This is a genomic window from Flavobacterium sp. (assembly GCF_025352015.1).
In the GTDB taxonomy this organism is placed as follows: domain Bacteria; phylum Bacteroidota; class Bacteroidia; order Flavobacteriales; family Flavobacteriaceae; genus Flavobacterium.
Window position 1 is genome coordinate 23578 of sequence record NZ_JANXUG010000011.1, and the last position, 17099, is coordinate 40676.

19 protein-coding genes are annotated in these 17099 nt (G+C 33.3%); 14 read left to right on the forward strand and 5 right to left on the reverse strand.

What is annotated here, in order from left to right:
- Positions 1-290 precede the first annotated feature (290 nt).
- Positions 291-584, reverse strand: coding sequence for an HU family DNA-binding protein (locus tag Q0Q96_RS01220; protein WP_293870684.1), 294 nt, complete (start codon positions 582-584; stop codon positions 291-293).
- Between the two features lie 134 nt (positions 585-718).
- Here Q0Q96_RS01220 and mutY point away from each other — a divergent pair, with 134 nt between their 5' ends.
- The 4 genes from mutY to gldD are packed head-to-tail and all read left to right on the forward strand — an operon-like array spanning position 719 to position 4153.
- Positions 719-1759 carry an A/G-specific adenine glycosylase gene (gene mutY, locus Q0Q96_RS01225; protein WP_293870686.1) on the forward strand — a complete coding sequence of 347 codons (1041 nt, stop codon included), beginning with the start codon at positions 719-721 and terminating at the stop codon, positions 1757-1759.
- A 45-nt stretch (positions 1760-1804) separates the two neighbouring features.
- On the forward strand, positions 1805-2242 hold the full coding sequence (ssb, locus tag Q0Q96_RS01230; protein ID WP_293870688.1) for a single-stranded DNA-binding protein: 438 nt from the start codon (positions 1805-1807) through the stop codon (positions 2240-2242).
- Positions 2243-2267: 25 nt separating this feature from the next.
- The gene (locus tag Q0Q96_RS01235) at positions 2268-3563 is read left to right on the forward strand and encodes a gliding motility-associated protein GldE (protein WP_293870689.1); all 1296 of its coding nucleotides are present in this window, start codon (positions 2268-2270) and stop codon (positions 3561-3563) included.
- 26 nt (positions 3564-3589) lie between these two features.
- On the forward strand, positions 3590-4153 hold the full coding sequence (gldD, locus tag Q0Q96_RS01240; RefSeq protein ID WP_293870691.1) for a gliding motility lipoprotein GldD: 564 nt from the start codon (positions 3590-3592) through the stop codon (positions 4151-4153).
- A 27-nt stretch (positions 4154-4180) separates the two neighbouring features.
- Here gldD and Q0Q96_RS01245 read toward each other — a convergent pair whose 3' ends face one another.
- On the reverse strand, positions 4181-4570 hold the full coding sequence (locus Q0Q96_RS01245; protein WP_293870694.1) for a heavy metal-associated domain-containing protein: 390 nt from the start codon (positions 4568-4570) through the stop codon (positions 4181-4183).
- Between the two features lie 115 nt (positions 4571-4685).
- On the opposite strand from Q0Q96_RS01245, the gene Q0Q96_RS01250 reads away from it, so the two are divergent.
- Entirely contained in the window at positions 4686-5552 is an 867-nt protein-coding gene (locus Q0Q96_RS01250) for a DMT family transporter (protein WP_293870697.1), read from the forward strand.
- 60 nt (positions 5553-5612) lie between these two features.
- On the opposite strand, the gene Q0Q96_RS01255 is transcribed toward Q0Q96_RS01250, so the two are convergent.
- Together Q0Q96_RS01255 and Q0Q96_RS01260 are read right to left on the reverse strand one after the other, a co-directional pair.
- A complete protein-coding gene (locus tag Q0Q96_RS01255) occupies positions 5613-7664 on the reverse strand; it encodes a pitrilysin family protein (RefSeq protein ID WP_293870700.1) in 2052 nt (683 codons plus the stop codon).
- 11 nt (positions 7665-7675) lie between these two features.
- Positions 7676-9004 carry a pitrilysin family protein gene (locus Q0Q96_RS01260; protein WP_293870702.1) on the reverse strand — a complete coding sequence of 443 codons (1329 nt, stop codon included), beginning with the start codon at positions 9002-9004 and terminating at the stop codon, positions 7676-7678.
- A gap of 222 nt (positions 9005-9226) precedes the next feature.
- Here Q0Q96_RS01260 and rplU point away from each other — a divergent pair, with 222 nt between their 5' ends.
- Both rplU and rpmA read left to right on the forward strand, forming a co-directional pair.
- A complete protein-coding gene (gene rplU / locus Q0Q96_RS01265) occupies positions 9227-9673 on the forward strand; it encodes a 50S ribosomal protein L21 (RefSeq protein WP_293870704.1) in 447 nt (148 codons plus the stop codon).
- Between the two features lie 19 nt (positions 9674-9692).
- The gene (gene rpmA / locus Q0Q96_RS01270) at positions 9693-9953 is read left to right on the forward strand and encodes a 50S ribosomal protein L27 (protein ID WP_293870707.1); all 261 of its coding nucleotides are present in this window, start codon (positions 9693-9695) and stop codon (positions 9951-9953) included.
- 145 nt (positions 9954-10098) lie between these two features.
- Here the strand turns inward: rpmA and ahcY are convergent, their stop codons facing one another.
- A complete protein-coding gene (gene ahcY, locus Q0Q96_RS01275; protein ID WP_293870709.1) occupies positions 10099-11415 on the reverse strand; it encodes an adenosylhomocysteinase in 1317 nt (438 codons plus the stop codon).
- 138 nt (positions 11416-11553) lie between these two features.
- On the opposite strand from ahcY, the gene Q0Q96_RS01280 reads away from it, so the two are divergent.
- From Q0Q96_RS01280 to Q0Q96_RS01310, 7 genes are all read left to right on the forward strand, one after another.
- Positions 11554-12183, forward strand: a complete 630-nt coding sequence (locus Q0Q96_RS01280) for a 4-phosphopantetheinyl transferase (RefSeq protein ID WP_293870711.1) — start codon at positions 11554-11556, stop codon at positions 12181-12183.
- The gene (locus Q0Q96_RS01285; protein ID WP_293870714.1) at positions 12183-12899 is read left to right on the forward strand and encodes a geranylgeranylglyceryl/heptaprenylglyceryl phosphate synthase; all 717 of its coding nucleotides are present in this window, start codon (positions 12183-12185) and stop codon (positions 12897-12899) included. The genes Q0Q96_RS01280 and Q0Q96_RS01285 overlap by 1 nt, the downstream gene beginning before the upstream one ends.
- A 107-nt stretch (positions 12900-13006) precedes the next feature.
- A complete protein-coding gene (gene pnuC / locus Q0Q96_RS01290) occupies positions 13007-13624 on the forward strand; it encodes a nicotinamide riboside transporter PnuC (protein WP_293870717.1) in 618 nt (205 codons plus the stop codon).
- Positions 13591-15192 carry a DUF4301 family protein gene (locus tag Q0Q96_RS01295; protein WP_293870719.1) on the forward strand — a complete coding sequence of 534 codons (1602 nt, stop codon included), beginning with the start codon at positions 13591-13593 and terminating at the stop codon, positions 15190-15192. The genes pnuC and Q0Q96_RS01295 overlap by 34 nt, the downstream gene beginning before the upstream one ends.
- The gene (gene arfB, locus Q0Q96_RS01300) at positions 15182-15583 is read left to right on the forward strand and encodes an alternative ribosome rescue aminoacyl-tRNA hydrolase ArfB (protein WP_293870722.1); all 402 of its coding nucleotides are present in this window, start codon (positions 15182-15184) and stop codon (positions 15581-15583) included. The genes Q0Q96_RS01295 and arfB overlap by 11 nt, the downstream gene beginning before the upstream one ends.
- Positions 15584-15937: 354 nt before the next feature.
- Entirely contained in the window at positions 15938-16651 is a 714-nt protein-coding gene (locus tag Q0Q96_RS01305) for a hypothetical protein (protein ID WP_293870725.1), read from the forward strand.
- Between the two features lie 6 nt (positions 16652-16657).
- Entirely contained in the window at positions 16658-16924 is a 267-nt protein-coding gene (locus Q0Q96_RS01310; RefSeq protein WP_293870727.1) for a hypothetical protein, read from the forward strand.
- Positions 16925-17099: the final 175 nt, after the last annotated feature.

The window sequence follows — 17099 nt, forward strand, 5'->3', positions numbered from 1 at the left end:
GGCAATAGGCAGTAGGCGAAAAAGCTTATGGCTCATGGCTCATGGCTTATAGCTAATTGTAAGGATGGATTAAACATTTTTAAACAGGTATTGTTTTTACCCGGCGAAATCTCTCGATTTCAATTTCAATGAACGTTTTCAAAAAAAAGAAAAGTAGTTTATACTACTTTTTCTTTTTGTGACGGTTAGCTCTCGCACGTTTTTTACGTTTGTGCGTGGCTACCTTATGTCTTTTTCTTTTTTTACCACTTGGCATACAATGTAGTTTTTTGGTTATTAATAAATAAGTTTTATACTGGTACTTCAGTATTTGTTTTTATTGCCTCTACGAATACTTTTGCAGGTTTAAATGCAGGAATATTATGTGCAGGAATTTTGATAGTTGTATTTTTTGAAATGTTTCTTCCTGTTTTTTCAGCTCTTGTTTTGATAATAAAACTTCCAAAACCTCTCAAGTAAACATTATCACCAGTTTCTAATGAAGTTTTTACTTCTTCCATAAACGCTTCAACTACTGCTTGAACATCTCCTTTTTCAAGTCCTAATTTTTCTGAAATCTTTGCTACGATATCTGCTTTCGTCATTTTCTTTCGTATTTTATATTGTTATGTATTTTTTTTGAGGTTGCAAATATAGGAATTAAAAAAACAATATTTCAAGCATAATCTATTAAAATTTAATCACATAAAGATTTATTTTTGCAAACTACATTTTAGCTATGAAATTCTCTAATTCTCTAATTCAATGGTATTTACAAAACAAACGTGATTTACCATGGCGAGAAACAACAAATCCGTTCATCATTTGGCTTTCAGAAATCATTTTACAACAAACACGCGTTGCGCAAGGATTGCCCTATTTTGTTCGTTTTACTGCAGCATTCCCTACGGTTTTTGATTTGGCAAATGCCGATGAAGAAGAAGTTTTAAAATTATGGCAAGGATTAGGATATTATACTAGAGCAAGAAATTTGCACAAAACAGCCAAGCAAATTGCCTTTGAATATCAAGGAGAATTTCCAAAAAATTACACCGAATTATTGAAGCTAAAAGGTATCGGAAAATATACTGCCGCCGCAATTGCTTCCTTTGCTTACCGTGAAAATGTTCCTGTTGTTGACGGAAATGTTTTTCGAGTTTTGTCTCGTTATTTTGATATCGAAACGGATATTACATCAACTGATGGCCAAAATGAATTTAGGCAATTAGCAATGCAATTATTGCCAAAAGGAAATGCAAATATATTCAATCAGGCCATAATGGAGTTTGGTGCATTGCAATGTGTTCCAAAAAATCCCAATTGCACCATTTGTGTTTTTAATGACAGTTGCCTAGCATTGCAAAAGAAAAAAGTAGCACAACTTCCTGTAAAAATTAAGAAGCTAAAAGTAACTCGTCGGTATTTTAATTATTTGGTTTTTACAGACGAAAAGAATCATACCATTATTAGCAAAAAAACAGCCAAAGGAATTTGGCAAAATTTATACGAGTTTCCATTATTGGAAACAGAAAACGAAGAACCAGATGAAACTATTTTTAAATTAATTCAAAATCAAAATTTTGTTACAAATGAAATCGCAGAATTGCAATTACATAATCACCAAATAATTACACACAAATTGTCCCATCAACATTTGAAGATAAAATTTTGGAAAATTATAGTAAAAGGAATTATCAAAAATGGAATTGATTGGGAATCAGTCAAAAAAATGCCTTTCCCAATAGTTGTTTATAATTTTATTGAAAAAGAATGTATTTAGATTTCAAAAAAGTAGTAAATTTGAAAGTAACAAACTGTTGAAAAAATGAACGGTACACTCAATAAAGTTATGTTAATAGGTCATCTCGGTGATGATATTAAAATGCATTATTTCGATGGAGGAAATTGCATTGGACGATTTCCTTTGGCAACGAACGAAGTGTATATTAACAAGCAGACCAACGAAAAAATTGCATCTACTGAATGGCATAACTTAGTGGTAAGAAATAAAGCCGCTGAAATCTGCGAAAAATATTTATCAAAAGGAGACAAAATATTTGTTGAAGGCAGAATAAAATCACGTCAATGGCAAGCAGAAGACGGTTCTACAAAATACACAACCGAAATTCAAGTAACCGAATTTACTTTTTTGACAACTAAAAAAGAAGTTGACGGAATGAAATCAGCAACACATCCCGAATCAAAAAACACAACTTATGAAGCTCCAAATCCAGTAGCTCCAGAAAACGATTTGCCGTTTTAATATTGTTTAACTAACCCTCTTTCTATTGGACTTTGTGCCCAGCCTGAATTTTTTTAAGTGTATTGATACCCATTTGCTTTTTGGTTGCATAGCTATTGTTTTTTTATTATTTTGTTCTGCTATGGTTTCAGCGGCAGAAGTAGCACTTTTTTCGCTTTCGCAAAAAGACATCAATACATTAACCGAAGAAGATTCATCAAAAGCCAACATAATTTCAAAATTACTTCAACGTCCCAAAAAATTGTTAGCCACTATATTGGTAGCTAATAATTTTAGTCATATAGGAGTTGTGATTATTTTTTCGTTTGTTGGAAACTCTCTCTTTTCGGCGCTACAATCACCTCTCCTGAAGTTTATATTGGAAGTTTTATTGGTAACATTTTTGATTCTTTTATTTGGTGAAGTATTGCCAAAAATTTACGCCAGCAGAAACAATATCAAGTTTTCAAAGTTTATAGCCAGTCCAATGGCACTTTTAGATAAATTGCTTTCACCAATTAGTTTACCCATGAGAGCCATGACCGTTTTTTTGCATGAAAAATTAGGAATGCAAAAATCAAATATCTCTGTTAATCAATTGTCACAAGCTTTAGAAATGACTTCTATAGATGACACCACTTCTGATGAACAAAAAATTTTGGAAGGCATTGTTTCCTTTGGCAATACTGACACCAAGCAAGTCATGAGTCCAAGAATTGATGTTTTTGCATTAGATATAGAGGAAACATTTGCAGAAATATATCCAAAAATTGTCGACAAAGGCTACTCTAGAATTCCAGTTTATAAAGAAAGCATCGATCATATTGAAGGTATTTTGTTTATCAAAGATTTAATTCCGCATATCCATAAAAAAGAATTTGATTGGAATAAGCTCATCAAAACCCCGTTTTTTGTTCCAGAAAACAAGAAATTAGACGATTTGCTGAAAGATTTTCAGCGACTAAAAAGTCATTTGGCCGTTGTGGTTGATGAATATGGTGGGACTTCTGGATTGGTATCTCTTGAAGACGTTATAGAAGAAATTGTTGGCGATATTTCGGATGAGTTTGATGACGAAAGCTTAAATTTCTCACAAATAGATGATAAAAATTTTCTTTTTGAAGGCAAGATAAATTTAAAGGATTTTTACAGAATTGTTGATGTAAACGAAGATGCTTTTGAAAGTAGTAAAGGAGAAGCCGAAACATTAGCAGGGTTTATATTAGAAATTTTAGGAAATTTTCCTAAAAAGGGACAAAAAATTCATTTCTCAACGGTACATTTTATCATAGAATCAGTTGATAAAAAAAGAATAAAACAATTAAAAGTAATGCTTGAATAATGTCAAAGACTTAAAAATATCTAACAATGTTAAAAAAATTAATTTTAGTTTTTGCTTTCTTTTTTCTTTTGTTTTCTGCCATAAGTTGTAAAAACGACGCGGTGCCAAAACCTGCAAGTCAACTACGATTGGATTATCCCATTGCAAAATACGCTCGGTTCAGCAATCATTGTCCGTTTGAATTTGAAATGAATGAAGAAGCCGTTATCAAAGAAGATAAAAATTGTGGTTTCTCTATCCAATACCCAAAAATGAAGGCTACCATTTATTTGACCTATAAAAAGGTTGATGGGAATCTAAAAGATTTGTTGAAAGACGCCCAAAAATTAACGTATGAGCATGTTATAAAAGCAGACGATATTTTGGAACAACCTTATTTAAATCCCAATAAAAAAGTATACGGAATGTTTTATCGGGTTGACGGAAATGCAGCTACAAATTCACTTTTTTATGCTACTGATAGTATTAAACATTTTGTAACAGGTTCTATTTATTTTTATGCCAAGCCCAATTTTGATTCTATTATGCCAGGAGCAAGCTATGTCAAAAATGATATGCAACGGTTGTTAGAAACACTCCAATGGAAATAAAAGAAAGTTTAGTAAATTTAATTAAAATTACACTTTCTCTTTTGATTTCATTTCAGAAACTTTGTAGGTTTCGCCATCACCAGTGCTTTCAACAGCTTTGGTTATTTTTTCGGGAGTTAATACTGCTGCGTCAAAAACAACAGTAGCTTTTTTTTTATCAAAATCTACAGTAGCTTTTTGAACGCCTCCCATTTTTGCTAATTTAGTTTCAATGGTCTTTGCACAACCAATAGCACAAGTCATCCCATCAATTTTGAAACTTGCTGTTTCTGGTTTTGCAACCACAGATGATTCTTTTTTTGATATTGAAGTAGCTTCTGATGAAGTTCCTAAAGCAGGTTTGCTTGTCGCATTTTTACAACTTAACAGCACTATTGAGGCAAGCCCAAAAGTTACTATTGATTTGGTGAAATTCATAATTATATGTTTTTAGTGTTTGTTGTATTTGGATACGCTAATAAAAGCAAAATAATGAAAAATAAAAGTGATAATTCTTAAAATAATTACAAAATTTGAGGTCTTTAAAACAAATATGAAATCACAGACTTTAAAATGGGTTATTCTAATAGCACTTGCTCTAATTTGGGGTAGTTCTTTTATACTAATAAAAAAAGGATTAGTTGGTTTAAGTCCCTTTCAGTTGGGTTCTTTGCGAATTATATTTTGCGCCATTTTTCTTTTAATAATTGGTTTCAGAAGTTTAACAGCGATTGCGCAACATCAATGGAAATATATAGCTTTGACGTCCATGTTTGGCACTTTTATTCCAGCCTATCTTTTTGCTATTGCGGAAACCAAAGTGAGCAGTTCTATTTGTTCTATCTTAAATTCGTTAACGCCTTTAAATACACTTATTTTAGGGTCTATTATTTTTGGACTAAATTTTAAACGAAGTCAATTCATGGGAGTTTTGACAGGTTTGATTGGCACAGCTATCTTAATCTTTAATGGCAATAAATTGGAAGGAACCGAAAATTATTATTACTCAATTTTGGTGTTAATTGCTACTGTTTGTTACGCAATAAATGTGAATTTAATAAAGAAATACCTATCGGATGTGAAACCTTTGAGTATCACTACAGGGAATTTTACTGTTATGCTTATTCCAGCTATTTTAATTTTGTGTTTTACTGATTTTTCCAGTACAATAAATTTACCAGCCACACACCATGCAATGTTTTTTGTAATGATTCTGGGAATAGTGGGAACAGGAGTGGCGAATGTTATTTTTTATAAACTGATTCAGATTTCATCCCCCGTATTTGCATCATCGGTTACCTATTTAATCCCGATTGTTGCTTTTATGTGGGGAGTTTTAGATAATGAAATGTTAACGTCACTACAATTTTTTGGAGCTTTTATTATTTTGATAGGAGTGTACCTTGCGAACAAGAAATAAAAAAAACCGTCTCTAAAAATGGAAGAGACGGTCTTAAAATATTCAATAATTTAAGTTCTATTATAGGAAGTCAGCATCCGAAACACCTTCGTTTACTTTTACATCTGACATTTTGATATCAAGCTCAAAACCTACATTCATTATTGTATTAAAAGGGAATTTAACGCCTTTTACATCTCTATAATCATTAAAGTTGGTAACTCTCGTAGTTTTTTGTCCGCCTTTTTCTTCTGTAATTGCTTCAGCAGTTTTTAAGCCAGATTTTACGTCAAAATAGAAAGTGGTACTACCATCAACAACAGTATAGGCATCAGAACCATTAATTGGCTCTATTCCTGTAGCAATAACTCCAGTTTTTGTACTTAATAATGTTTCATTAAACAGAATAGCGTTTTCTCTCATTTTCTTTAAATCATCACCTTCCATCACTTTTTTCTGACCTTGTTGCATCATGTAAGCTGTATTGCCGTTTACCACTTGCTTCATAATAGATCCCATTCCTTCCATCGACAGTTCTACCATCATTCTTCCTTTTGAATCTGTTTTCGAATTATAGGATAATGGCATTGGCGCTTGAGGAATTTTAGTAGAACCAATGTAGGCTACAGATTTTACCGCTTTTACCGCTTTATCACCACCAATTGCTTTTACGTAATTGTCAACTATTGTTTTTACAGTAACTCCAGCGGGTATAGTTTTTTTCATGGCTGGCTTCTCTGTAGGATTTCCAAATTTATCAAAGTAAAACATTGGAATTTTTAGTTTTTCTAATCCAGCGATAACTTCTGAACCTTTTCCGGTAACTACTATACGAATGTTGTCAGCCAAAAAATATTTGTTGGCTACCCTCATAATATCATCTGGTGTAACCGCATTTATATTTTTAATATAATTTTCGTAAAAGTCTGCAGGTAAACTTTCTGTCTCAATATTCAAAGCATAACGAGCAACGGTAGCTGGTTTTTCAACTTGCATTACAAAACGACCAATGTAACCAGCTTTTACACTATTTAGCATTTCATCGGTTACTTTTTCTGTTCTTATCTTGTTTAATTCTTTTAATGATTGAATTACAGAACTATCTGTAACGGCGTTTCTTACTTGAGCATTAGCCTTAAATTTGCTGTACATGTTTTTGTCAAACCCAATGCTAGAGCGTGCGCCATAGGTCCAGCCGTGTTTTTCTCTCAAGTTCATGTTTAAATAACTGTTAAAATCACCACCATACACTTGATTTGCTAAAATCACAGGAAAAAAATCCGCATCTGACATTTTTAAGTTTACGGTGTTTATCAACGAAATTTCAGATTGAACCGCATTTGGCATATCCACAAAATTGATTTGAGTATACTGCACATTGCTAGGATTTGAATACGTTAATCTTGGAGCAGTTGCTTTTAACCAGGGACTAAATAGTTTTTCTACCATTTTTTTCACCTCTTTGGTTTTAACATCACCGACGATTACTAAATAAGCATGTTCCGGAACGAAATAAGTTTTGTAGTTGTTTATTACATCAGCAAGCGAAACATTATTGATGGTTTCTTCGGATAGATATTCACCAGAAGGATGGTTTTTACCATAAGCTAAAACATTTTCAACTCTTCCTGCCACTACAGAAACATTTTTTTCTTGAGTTTTTAATCCTTCAATTAATTTTTCTTTGTCTTTATCAAATTCTTTTTGAGTGAAGTTAGGACTTAAGGCTCCTTCTGCCATTAATTCTAAAATTCTACCTGAATATTTTGACAATCCGTTGGCAGAAGCACCAGAGGAAAAGAAATTAATATCGGCTCCAAGAAAATCAATTTCCTCGTTAAAAGCATCTTTCGAAGTTTTTGTAGAACCGTTTCCAATTAAACTGCCTGTCAATTCATCGATTCCTTTTTTGTTTCCTTCTGCATAAGGTGCATTGTCTATAGTTAAACTGAAAGAAACTCTTGGAAGTTTGTGGTTTTCAACAACTAAAACTTTTAATCCGTTTGGTAACGAAAAAGTTTCAGGTTTTTTGATATTGATACTTGGTGATGGACCAGATTTTGGTTGTTTTCTGTCTTGTGCTTGCATAATGATAGTTAAAAACAAGCTTGATAATACGATTATTTTTTTCATTTTAAGTAAATTTATTTATTGTCAGCTTTGTCTTTTGCAGGAATATAATCCAAAATCAAACGTTGATTGGGATTCAAATATTTTTTAGCTGCAGTTCTCATTTCTTCGCGAGTTACAGAGCGTAGGATGTCGATGTCAGTATTAATCAAATTAACATTACCATATAATAAGTAGTAAGTGGCTAAATTTTCTGCAACTCCTTCAATGCTGGCATTACTGTCTACATAATTGCTTTCGTTGATATTTTGCAATTTTTGAAAATCTTTTTCCGAGATTAAATCCGTTTGTAATTTCACAATTTCTTCATCAATTTCTCTAATCAAATCTTTAGAAGTAAATTCACCTTGGGGCATTCCGTACAGAATATATTGTCCGTAATCTTCTTGTGCATAATTGAAAGCTCCAATTTGCAGAGCCATCTTCTTATCGTCAACAATTTTTTTGTATAATTTAGAACTTTTACCATTGCTTAAGTAAGTAGAAATCATATCTAAAACTCTTGCATCACGAGTTTTCATAGACGGAATTCTGTAAGCAGCCACTACCATTGGTTTTTGAATGTTTGAATCCTCATAAGTAGCATGAATTGTTTCGGTTATTGGTGCTTCTACAAAAGTTTGTTTTTTTAATTCTACCCCTCTTGGAATTGGACCAAAATATTTTTCAACCCAAGCTTTAGTTTGAGCCACATCAATTTGTCCGGCAACAACTAAAACAGCATTGTTAGGCGAATAAAACTTTTTGTTAAAGGCTTGAAATTCCTCTAGTTTTGCAGCATCAAGATGTGCCATTGAACCAATAGTTGCCCAACGATAAGGATGAACTTTGAACATGTTTTTCTTAACTTCGGCAATTAGGCTACCGTAAGGAGCATTGTCTACACGAAGCCTTTTTTCTTCTTTTACTACTTCGTTTTGTGTGTCAACACCAATTTGGTTGATTACTGGGTGCATTAACCTTTCTGATTCCATCCACAAACCTAGTTCGGTATTGTTAGACGGGAAAACTTCAAAATAATACGTTCTGTCTTCAGAGGTATTGGCGTTATTAGTCCCTCCGTTAGAAGTTACTGTTTTCATCCATTCTCCTCTTTTAATGTTTTCTGTTCCCTCAAACAATAAATGTTCAAAAAAGTGTGCAAATCCAGTTCTGTCTGGTTGTTCATCTTTTGAACCTACGTGATACATTACCGAGGTGATTACAACCGGGGCAGATGGGTCGTTGTGTAAAATTACGTGAAGACCATTTGCTAAATCGTACTCCTCAAAAGCGACCTTTTGGGCATGAGCTGTTCCTCCAAGCATAAGCATTGAACTTAAAGCGATTAGTGATTTTTTCATATAAAAGTGTAATTTTTGTTGATTGCCTAATTAGTAAGCTTGGATTAAATTTTGTTACATCAAAAATACTTTTTTTTATTTAATTTCTTAATAATTCGAACATTTTATAAAAACTCTAATATTCTTGGCATAACTACCTTGAATTTTTTTAGAGATAGTGTTGTGTGTGAAATAAATAATAGTATATTTGCACACTCAAAAAATTAACTAAACAATATTTTTATGTATGCAATCGTAGAGATAGCAGGGCAACAGTTCAAAGTAAGCAAAGACTTAAAGGTTTATGTTCACCGTTTGGCTAATGAAGAAGGTTCAAAAGTTTCTTTTGATAAAGTTCTTTTATTAGACGACAATGGTAGCATTACTTTAGGCGCCCCAGCTATAGAAGGTGCTTCAATAGAAGCCAAAGTGTTATCACACTTAAAAGGAGATAAAGTAATCGTTTTCAAAAAGAAAAGAAGAAAAGGTTACAAGAAAAGAAACGGTCACAGACAGTATCTTACTCAAATTGTAATCGAGAATATATCTACAGCAGTGGTTCAAAAAGCCACTAAAGCTGAAAAAGCAGCTACAGTAAATGAAGATGCAACAGAGCAAAAAGCACCAAAAGTACCCAAGGCTAAAAAAGCTGATGTAGCTGTAGAAACTGCAACAGAAGAAAATAATTAATTTTTAAAACATATACGTCATGGCTCACAAGAAAGGTGTCGGTAGTTCCAAGAATGGTAGAGAATCAGAATCAAAACGTTTAGGCGTTAAGATTTATGGAGGTCAAGCAGCTATTGCTGGGAACATCATTGTTAGACAAAGAGGTTCAAAACACAATCCAGGTGCAAATGTTTACATGGGAAAAGATCATACTTTACATGCAAGAGTTGCTGGAGTAGTAAAATTTCAGAAAAAAGCCGATAACAAATCGTTTGTTTCTGTTATCCCGTTTGAAGCATAACACTTCTTTTTATTAGTATATAAAACCCGTTCATTTTTATGAACGGGTTTTTTTGTGCATAATTTTGCCTAAAGAAAATCTAAAAACAAAAAAACCCTCACATCACTGCAAGGGTTTTAATTATTAATTATTAATTTTTAATTGATTAATATCTATAATATTCTGGTTTGAATGGTCCCGCAACGTCAACACCAATATATTCTGCTTGGTCAGTTCGTAATGTTTCTAATTCAACTCCTAATTTTGCAAGGTGCAACATAGCTACTTTTTCATCTAAATGTTTTGGTAACATATACACTTCGTTTTTGTAGGCCGAACTGTTATTCCACAACTCTAATTGCGCTAATGTTTGATTCGTAAAGGAATTGCTCATCACAAAACTAGGATGACCCGTTGCACAACCTAGATTTACCAAACGACCTTCAGCTAGGATAAGAATATCTTTTCCAGCAATGGTATATTTGTCAACTTGAGGTTTGATTTCAATTTTAGAGGCACCGTGGTTTTTGTTCAACCATGCCATATCAATTTCGTTATCAAAGTGACCAATGTTACAAACGATAGTTTTGTCTTTCATTTGCTCGAAATGAGAACCCAAAACAATGTCTTTATTTCCCGTTGTTGTAATAATAATATCAGCAGTTTTGATAACGGTGTTTAATTTTTTCACTTCAAATCCATCCATGGCTGCTTGTAAAGCACAAATTGGATCAATTTCGGTTACAGTAACAATAGAACCTGCACCGCGGAACGAAGCCGCAGTTCCTTTACCCACGTCACCATAGCCACAAACGATAACTCTTTTTCCTGCCAACATAATATCAGTAGCACGACGAACAGCATCAACAGCCGATTCTTTACAGCCGTATTTGTTATCAAATTTCGATTTAGTAACCGAATCATTTACATTGATAGCGGGCATAAACAAGGTTCCGTTTTTCATTCGTTCGTACAAACGGTGAACGCCAGTTGTAGTTTCTTCTGAAAGTCCTTTGATGCCATCAATCAATTCTGGGTAACGGTCAAAAACCATATTGGTCAAATCGCCACCATCATCAAGTATCATGTTCAATGGCTTTCTGTCTTCACCAAAAAATAAAGTTTGCTCAATACACCAATCAAAATCTTCTTCGTTCAAACCTTTCCAAGCATAAACTTGAATTCCTGCAGCAGCAATAGCCGCGGCAGCTTGATCTTGAGTAGAGAAAATGTTACAAGAAGACCAAGTCACTTCGGCTCCAAGAGCAATTAATGTTTCTATAAGAACCGCAGTTTGAATTGTCATGTGAAGACATCCTGCAATGCGTGCGCCTTTTAACGGTTGGCTTGCACCATATTCTGCACGAAGCGCCATTAAACCTGGCATTTCGGCTTCTGCCAATTCAATTTCTTTTCTTCCCCAAGCTGCAAGCGAAATATCTTTCACTTTAAAAGCTACATACGGTAATGTTTGTGTACTCATCTATTATGTATATTTGTTTTTTTAATTTCGGTGCAAAGCTACATAATAGGAAAGAATTAAAAAAACGTTTTTTACTTTTTTATGCTTTGTTTCATTGCTTAATTTTCTGAAAAACAAACAGATAATTTTAAAATCAACATGCCATTACTAAAAATCAAAGATTTAAATGCCACAACGCAAGTAATAGTTTGGAAAATAACCGAACCTATTGAGGAACTTTTTCAAAGTGTTAATCTTACTCCAATTTCTTTGGCAAGAGTAGAAAGCATGAAATCAGAAGGGCATCAAAAAGGTTTTTTGAGCGTTAGACGGTTATTGATGGAAGCGAGTTATACCGATTATGATTTGTATTATGATGCCTATGGAAAACCACATTTAAAAGACGGAAAGTATATTTCTATTTCGCATTCGCATGATTTATCATTGATTTTGGTAAGCGATGAAAAAATTGGTGCCGATTTAGAAATCTTAAAAGCTAAAACGCAGATTCTAGCTCCACGCTTTATGAATGTTTCGCATTTAGACAACCTTTCAGCACAAAATCAATTGATAAAAGCTACCGTAGTTTGGGGAATAAAAGAATCGGTTTTTAAAATAAAAAATGAAGTGGGTATCAGTTTCAAAGACAATATTTTTGAAAGTGATTTTAATTTAGAAGATAAAAAATGTACCGCAACGTTACGATTTAATAATAAAGTGGAACACTTTACTATCCTTTTTGATTTTATTGAAGATTATGTTTTTGTGTGTGCTTTTGAAAAAAAATAATGAAAAATAGCTACCAAAATATACTTCAGGCAAAAGCCAGTACTAAAAAATTATTAGCCATTCTTTTGGATCCAGATAAATTAGATTTGGACATGGTTGAAGTATTGGTTCCTAAAATAAATCAATCTCCAGCAACGCATGTTTTGGTAGGAGGAAGTTCCTTTAAAGGCACTCATTTGGACGAAATTATTATCGCTTTAAAAAACAAAATAAGTGTACCTATAGTATTATTTCCTGGAAATCCATCGCAAATTTCGGCAAAAGCGGATGCAATTTTATTTTTAATGTTACTCTCGGGAAGAAATCCAGATTATTTAGTGGAACATCAAATTAACGCCGTTCCCATTTTGGAAAAAACCGATTTAGAAATTATTTCTACAGGCTATATCTTGATAGAAAGTGGTTGCGAAACGGCTGTAGAACGAGTCAGTCAAACCAAACCTCTGCCAAGAAATAATATTGATTATGTTGCTCAAACAGCCAAAGCAGGCGAACTTATTGGCAACAAACTTATGTATCTCGAAGCTGGAAGCGGTGCTCAAAATGCGGTTCCGTTAGAAATTATAACGGCGGTTTCCAACCGAATTTCGGTTCCACTACTTGTTGGCGGGGGCATTCGTTCGAAAGTAGGAATCGAAAATGCATTTGCCGCTGGTGCTGACATGGTAGTTATTGGAACTGCTTTTGAAAATGATATTAATTTCTTTGATTTCTGATTGCAGCGCAACGATTTTTGATTTAAGAATAATAAAATCGTTAAATAAAAAGTATAATAACCACATAATCTGCAATCTTAAATCGTTAATCTACAATCTAAAATCCAATGTTCGAATTCTTGTTCTCCCAATATAAAAACTATCCAACGCACGAAATTATTCTTGAAGTTACAGCAATACTTTTCGGATTGGGGAGCGTTTGGCTTGCCAAGAAAGATAACATTTGGGTTTTCCCAACGGGCATCATCAATACGGCAATTTATGTGTATTTGCTATATAAATGGTCACTACTTGGCGACATGATGATTAATTTTTATTACGTTGTGATGAGCATTTACGGTTGGTATTATTGGACTCGAAAAAAAGATGCTGTGGTTGCATTTCCCATTTCTAGAATGACGTCATCCGAAAAAAAGTGGTCTTTACTTATTTTTGTGACAACGATTGTTTTTGTAGTGACGGTTTATATATTTTTCGATAAATTTACCCACTTGACATTCTACGTGGATACACTGGTTACGGGAATTTTCTTTGTCGCCATGTGGCTTATGGCACGCCGGAAAATTGAGAACTGGATTTTATGGATTATTGGTGATATAATTTCTATCCCGATGTATTTTTATAAAGGCTATTCGTTTACGAGCATTCAATATTTAATTTTTACAATCATTGCCATTTTTGGCTATTTAGAATGGAAGAGAACACTGCAGCAAAAAATAATTTAATCAAAAAATACGGATTTTCAGCGGCTGATTTTGAGCAAATCGAGGCGCATGGTATTTTGTTGGATAAAATTGAAAGTGAATTGCTGTTGTTTCAATCGGGAATTCCAAAAATTTATCTCGAAAAACCCGCTACTATTCATGATGGATTGCATCAATTTAGTCTTGCCGAATTTCAACAAAAAGCGCATTTTTTCGACAAAAAAAAAGCAACCTTAAAACTCAAAAAATTTGTCCCTGCCTCGGGAGCAGCCAGTAGAATGTTCAAGTTTTTGAGTGAGTTTTTATTAGATTTTAATCCGAAACAAGAAACCATCAACGCCTACATCAACAGAAAAAAAGACAAAAACTTACCCACCTTTTTAGCCGGACTTGAGAAGTTTCCGTTTTATGAAGCAGTAAAAACCAAAGTCAAAGCATTGGTGCCCAACTATTATGATTTAGAAAGTCACGAAAAGAGTTATTATTTCATTAAAACCATGTTGGATGCCGACCATTTTGATTTTGCTAATAAACCCAAAGCAGCACTAGCATTTCATAAATACAAAACGCACATTGCCACTCCTGTTGAAGAACATTTGAACGAATGCGCTTTTTATGCCGCTTCGAACGCTGTGTCCTATTTGCATTTTACGGCTTCTGATCATCACGAAAATTTACTGCAAACCATCATTGATGACGTGAAACAAAAAGTGGAGAATACCTCAAAAACCAAGGTTCATGTAAAGTATTCGCATCAAGACAAAAGCACCGATACCATTGCGGTAGATATGAAAAACAAACCTTTTAGAAATGAAAATGGGCAATTGGTCTTTCGCCCAGGCGGTCATGGTGCTTTGATTAACAATTTGAATGCGCTTGATGCCGACATCATTTTTATCAAAAACATAGACAATGTAATTCAGAATCATATCGAAGAAACCACATTGTACAAAAAAGCATTAGCGGGAATTTTGCTTACGATGCAAGAGCAGATTTTCGAGATTTTAAATACGATAGACCAGCAAAAAACAGATGAAAATGCTGTGCTGGCAATCCTAGAATTTATGAAACAACAACTCAATATTGATGTAACGGATGCTATTTATAAATACACCTATGACAACAAAATAGAGTTTATAAAAGACAAGTTGAATCGCCCCATTAGAGTTTGTGGTATGGTCAAAAACGAGGGCGAACCCGGTGGCGGACCCTTTTGGGTACGAAGTTATAAGGGCAATGTGTCGTTGCAAATTGTAGAAAGCACGCAAGTAGACAGTCACAATTTTGAACAAGCTCAAATTTTGGCGAAAGCCACCCATTTTAACCCCGTAGATTTAGTATGCGCCACCAAGAATTACAAGAGCAAAAAATTTGATTTGACTGCCTTTATAGACCATAGCACCGGGTTTATTGTGCACAAAAACAATAAAGGAAAAGATTTAAAAGGCTATGAATTGCCCGGGCTTTGGAACGGTGCGATGGCAAAATGGATTACCATTTTTGTAGAAGTGCCACTCATTACTTTTAACCCAGTAAAAACCGTAAACGATTTATTAAAACCAGCACATCAGCCCCAGCATGAAAACTGATATAGTATTAAAAGAACTGTTGTTCAAAGCGGTGCGAAGCTCTGGAGCTGGCGGACAAAACGTAAACAAAGTAGCATCAAAAGTGGTGCTTACTTTTTCTATTCAAAAATCTGAAGCGTTTACCGATGAAGAAAAAAACCATCTTTATACCAAACTTTCTTCACGACTCACCACCGAAAAACTGCTCATCATCACTTGCGATGAAGACCGCAGCCAGCTCAAAAACAAAACCATAATCATCAAACGGTTTTTGGTACTAATGCAAAATGCCTTGCTGATTCCCAAAAAACGAAAACCCACAAAAACGCCCAGAGCCGCCATAGAAAAACGGATTAAAGCCAAACGAAACCTCACTGAAATCAAACAGAATAGAAGAAAACCAATGCAGTAACTAAAAACCCTTTCTGTTGGGATGCTTTTATTAAGCGTAGTTGGTCATTGCCGCCTTTGATAATTTTTTCTTTTAAGTTATAATAACAAGCTTTGAGGTTCTTATTTTAGTTTACTATTTTTAACGACAATAACTCCAAACACTACTACGAGAGCCTTGCGGAGTAATACGAAAACCTCTCGCAAGTTTTTAAGTTTTTTTTTGTTATTTTAGTGGCGGGAAAAAAATAAGCGCAACAAAAAAACAAAAAACATGCGACGATCTTGCCAAATAGGGCATATAGGTGTTTAAAACTTGCGCCTATAAGGTAGTTACCTGCTATTTTAAACCACCAAAACGTAAACAGAAACTAAAATGAAAAAAATTATCTTCTCAATCTTTCTAATACTAGCATTTAACAGTTATTCACAAAATAGAGAAAATCAAAAATTACCTGTAATTTCTGAAAATAAAGGATTACTATCAAATGCAATTGGTTGGCTTAAAAATGAATCTGGACAATGGATAAAATACCAAAACAAAATTCCTGAAGATTTAGGTAAAAATCAAAAACTATTAGAAAACTATAATGACCATTCAATTGGAGTTGACAATTTTATTTCTTTTGAAATTAAGGAAGTGGTCATTAATGAAACAAAATATATCTTAATTTTAAAAAAAATGAAAGATGGTTATTTTAAATATGAAACCATAAAAGAAGGTTGGGTTCCAAACAATAGTTATGAGTTTTATGTTTTAGAACCAAGTGAATTTGCTAAAATTGAAAGCGTAGAACATAACAAACAAATAAATTTAGACCTTAAATTAAAAACGTATGGAAAAGTGTCTTTCATAAGTTTAAAAAACCTTTCAAATTTAAAGATAGCTAATGAAATTAATAAAAGTCTAAACGACCCGTTGAATTCATTCATTGAACACAAATTAGCATTAAATGTATATTGTTTTGACGAAAAGAAAATTGTTCAATTTTATTTCTTTGAATATAATGGTTATAAACTTGAAAATAAAGACATGTACTACGAAACAAATTATGAAAACTTTAATAAGTTTATAAAAATCAACAAATAGAAACAAATGAAAGATAATTTTAAAATAATTGATAGTCATCTTGAGTTAGCAAAAATAAATGCTATTGAAACAATAAATAGCAGAACTGAAAATGATGACTTTTTTAAAAACACAAATTTTATAATTGACGTAAACAAAAAGTTGTTAACTGAAATGGATAATCCACCAATCATATCAGAAAATCTTAACAAACAAGAAATTGAAAACTTAAAAGATTACGCCGTAAAAAAATGCCAAATTATATTTGAAGAAATTCAAACGTTACTGAAATAAAAAAAACAGCAGGTAACAGCCGTTTGGCAAGATTGCGAAATTTGTGGTAAATTCACGTTTATTTTCCGCAAGAAATTTTATCTTTAACAGAAAATAATCAGTTCCGAAGTTCGCCACTTCGTGAAGCCGCAGAACGTCAGGTTGTGAATAAACCCATGAATCGTCCTAAAATAGG

Coding starts and splice junctions, on each gene's coding strand:
- pnuC (WP_293870717.1), top strand. CDS start 13,007: ATGTTCGAATTCTTGTTCTCCCAATATAAAAACTATCCAACGCACGAA.
- rpmA (WP_293870707.1), top strand. CDS start 9,693: ATGGCTCACAAGAAAGGTGTCGGTAGTTCCAAGAATGGTAGAGAATCA.
- rplU (WP_293870704.1), top strand. CDS start 9,227: ATGTATGCAATCGTAGAGATAGCAGGGCAACAGTTCAAAGTAAGCAAA.
- Q0Q96_RS01250 (WP_293870697.1), top strand. CDS start 4,686: ATGAAATCACAGACTTTAAAATGGGTTATTCTAATAGCACTTGCTCTA.
- Q0Q96_RS01280 (WP_293870711.1), top strand. CDS start 11,554: ATGCCATTACTAAAAATCAAAGATTTAAATGCCACAACGCAAGTAATA.
- Q0Q96_RS01295 (WP_293870719.1), top strand. CDS start 13,591: ATGGAAGAGAACACTGCAGCAAAAAATAATTTAATCAAAAAATACGGA.
- ssb (WP_293870688.1), top strand. CDS start 1,805: ATGAACGGTACACTCAATAAAGTTATGTTAATAGGTCATCTCGGTGAT.
- Q0Q96_RS01260 (WP_293870702.1), bottom strand. CDS start 9,004: ATGAAAAAATCACTAATCGCTTTAAGTTCAATGCTTATGCTTGGAGGA.
- mutY (WP_293870686.1), top strand. CDS start 719: ATGAAATTCTCTAATTCTCTAATTCAATGGTATTTACAAAACAAACGT.
- Q0Q96_RS01310 (WP_293870727.1), top strand. CDS start 16,658: ATGAAAGATAATTTTAAAATAATTGATAGTCATCTTGAGTTAGCAAAA.
- Q0Q96_RS01305 (WP_293870725.1), top strand. CDS start 15,938: ATGAAAAAAATTATCTTCTCAATCTTTCTAATACTAGCATTTAACAGT.
- arfB (WP_293870722.1), top strand. CDS start 15,182: ATGAAAACTGATATAGTATTAAAAGAACTGTTGTTCAAAGCGGTGCGA.
- ahcY (WP_293870709.1), bottom strand. CDS start 11,415: ATGAGTACACAAACATTACCGTATGTAGCTTTTAAAGTGAAAGATATT.
- Q0Q96_RS01245 (WP_293870694.1), bottom strand. CDS start 4,570: ATGAATTTCACCAAATCAATAGTAACTTTTGGGCTTGCCTCAATAGTG.
- Q0Q96_RS01255 (WP_293870700.1), bottom strand. CDS start 7,664: ATGAAAAAAATAATCGTATTATCAAGCTTGTTTTTAACTATCATTATG.
- gldD (WP_293870691.1), top strand. CDS start 3,590: ATGTTAAAAAAATTAATTTTAGTTTTTGCTTTCTTTTTTCTTTTGTTT.
- Q0Q96_RS01285 (WP_293870714.1), top strand. CDS start 12,183: ATGAAAAATAGCTACCAAAATATACTTCAGGCAAAAGCCAGTACTAAA.
- Q0Q96_RS01220 (WP_293870684.1), bottom strand. CDS start 584: ATGACGAAAGCAGATATCGTAGCAAAGATTTCAGAAAAATTAGGACTT.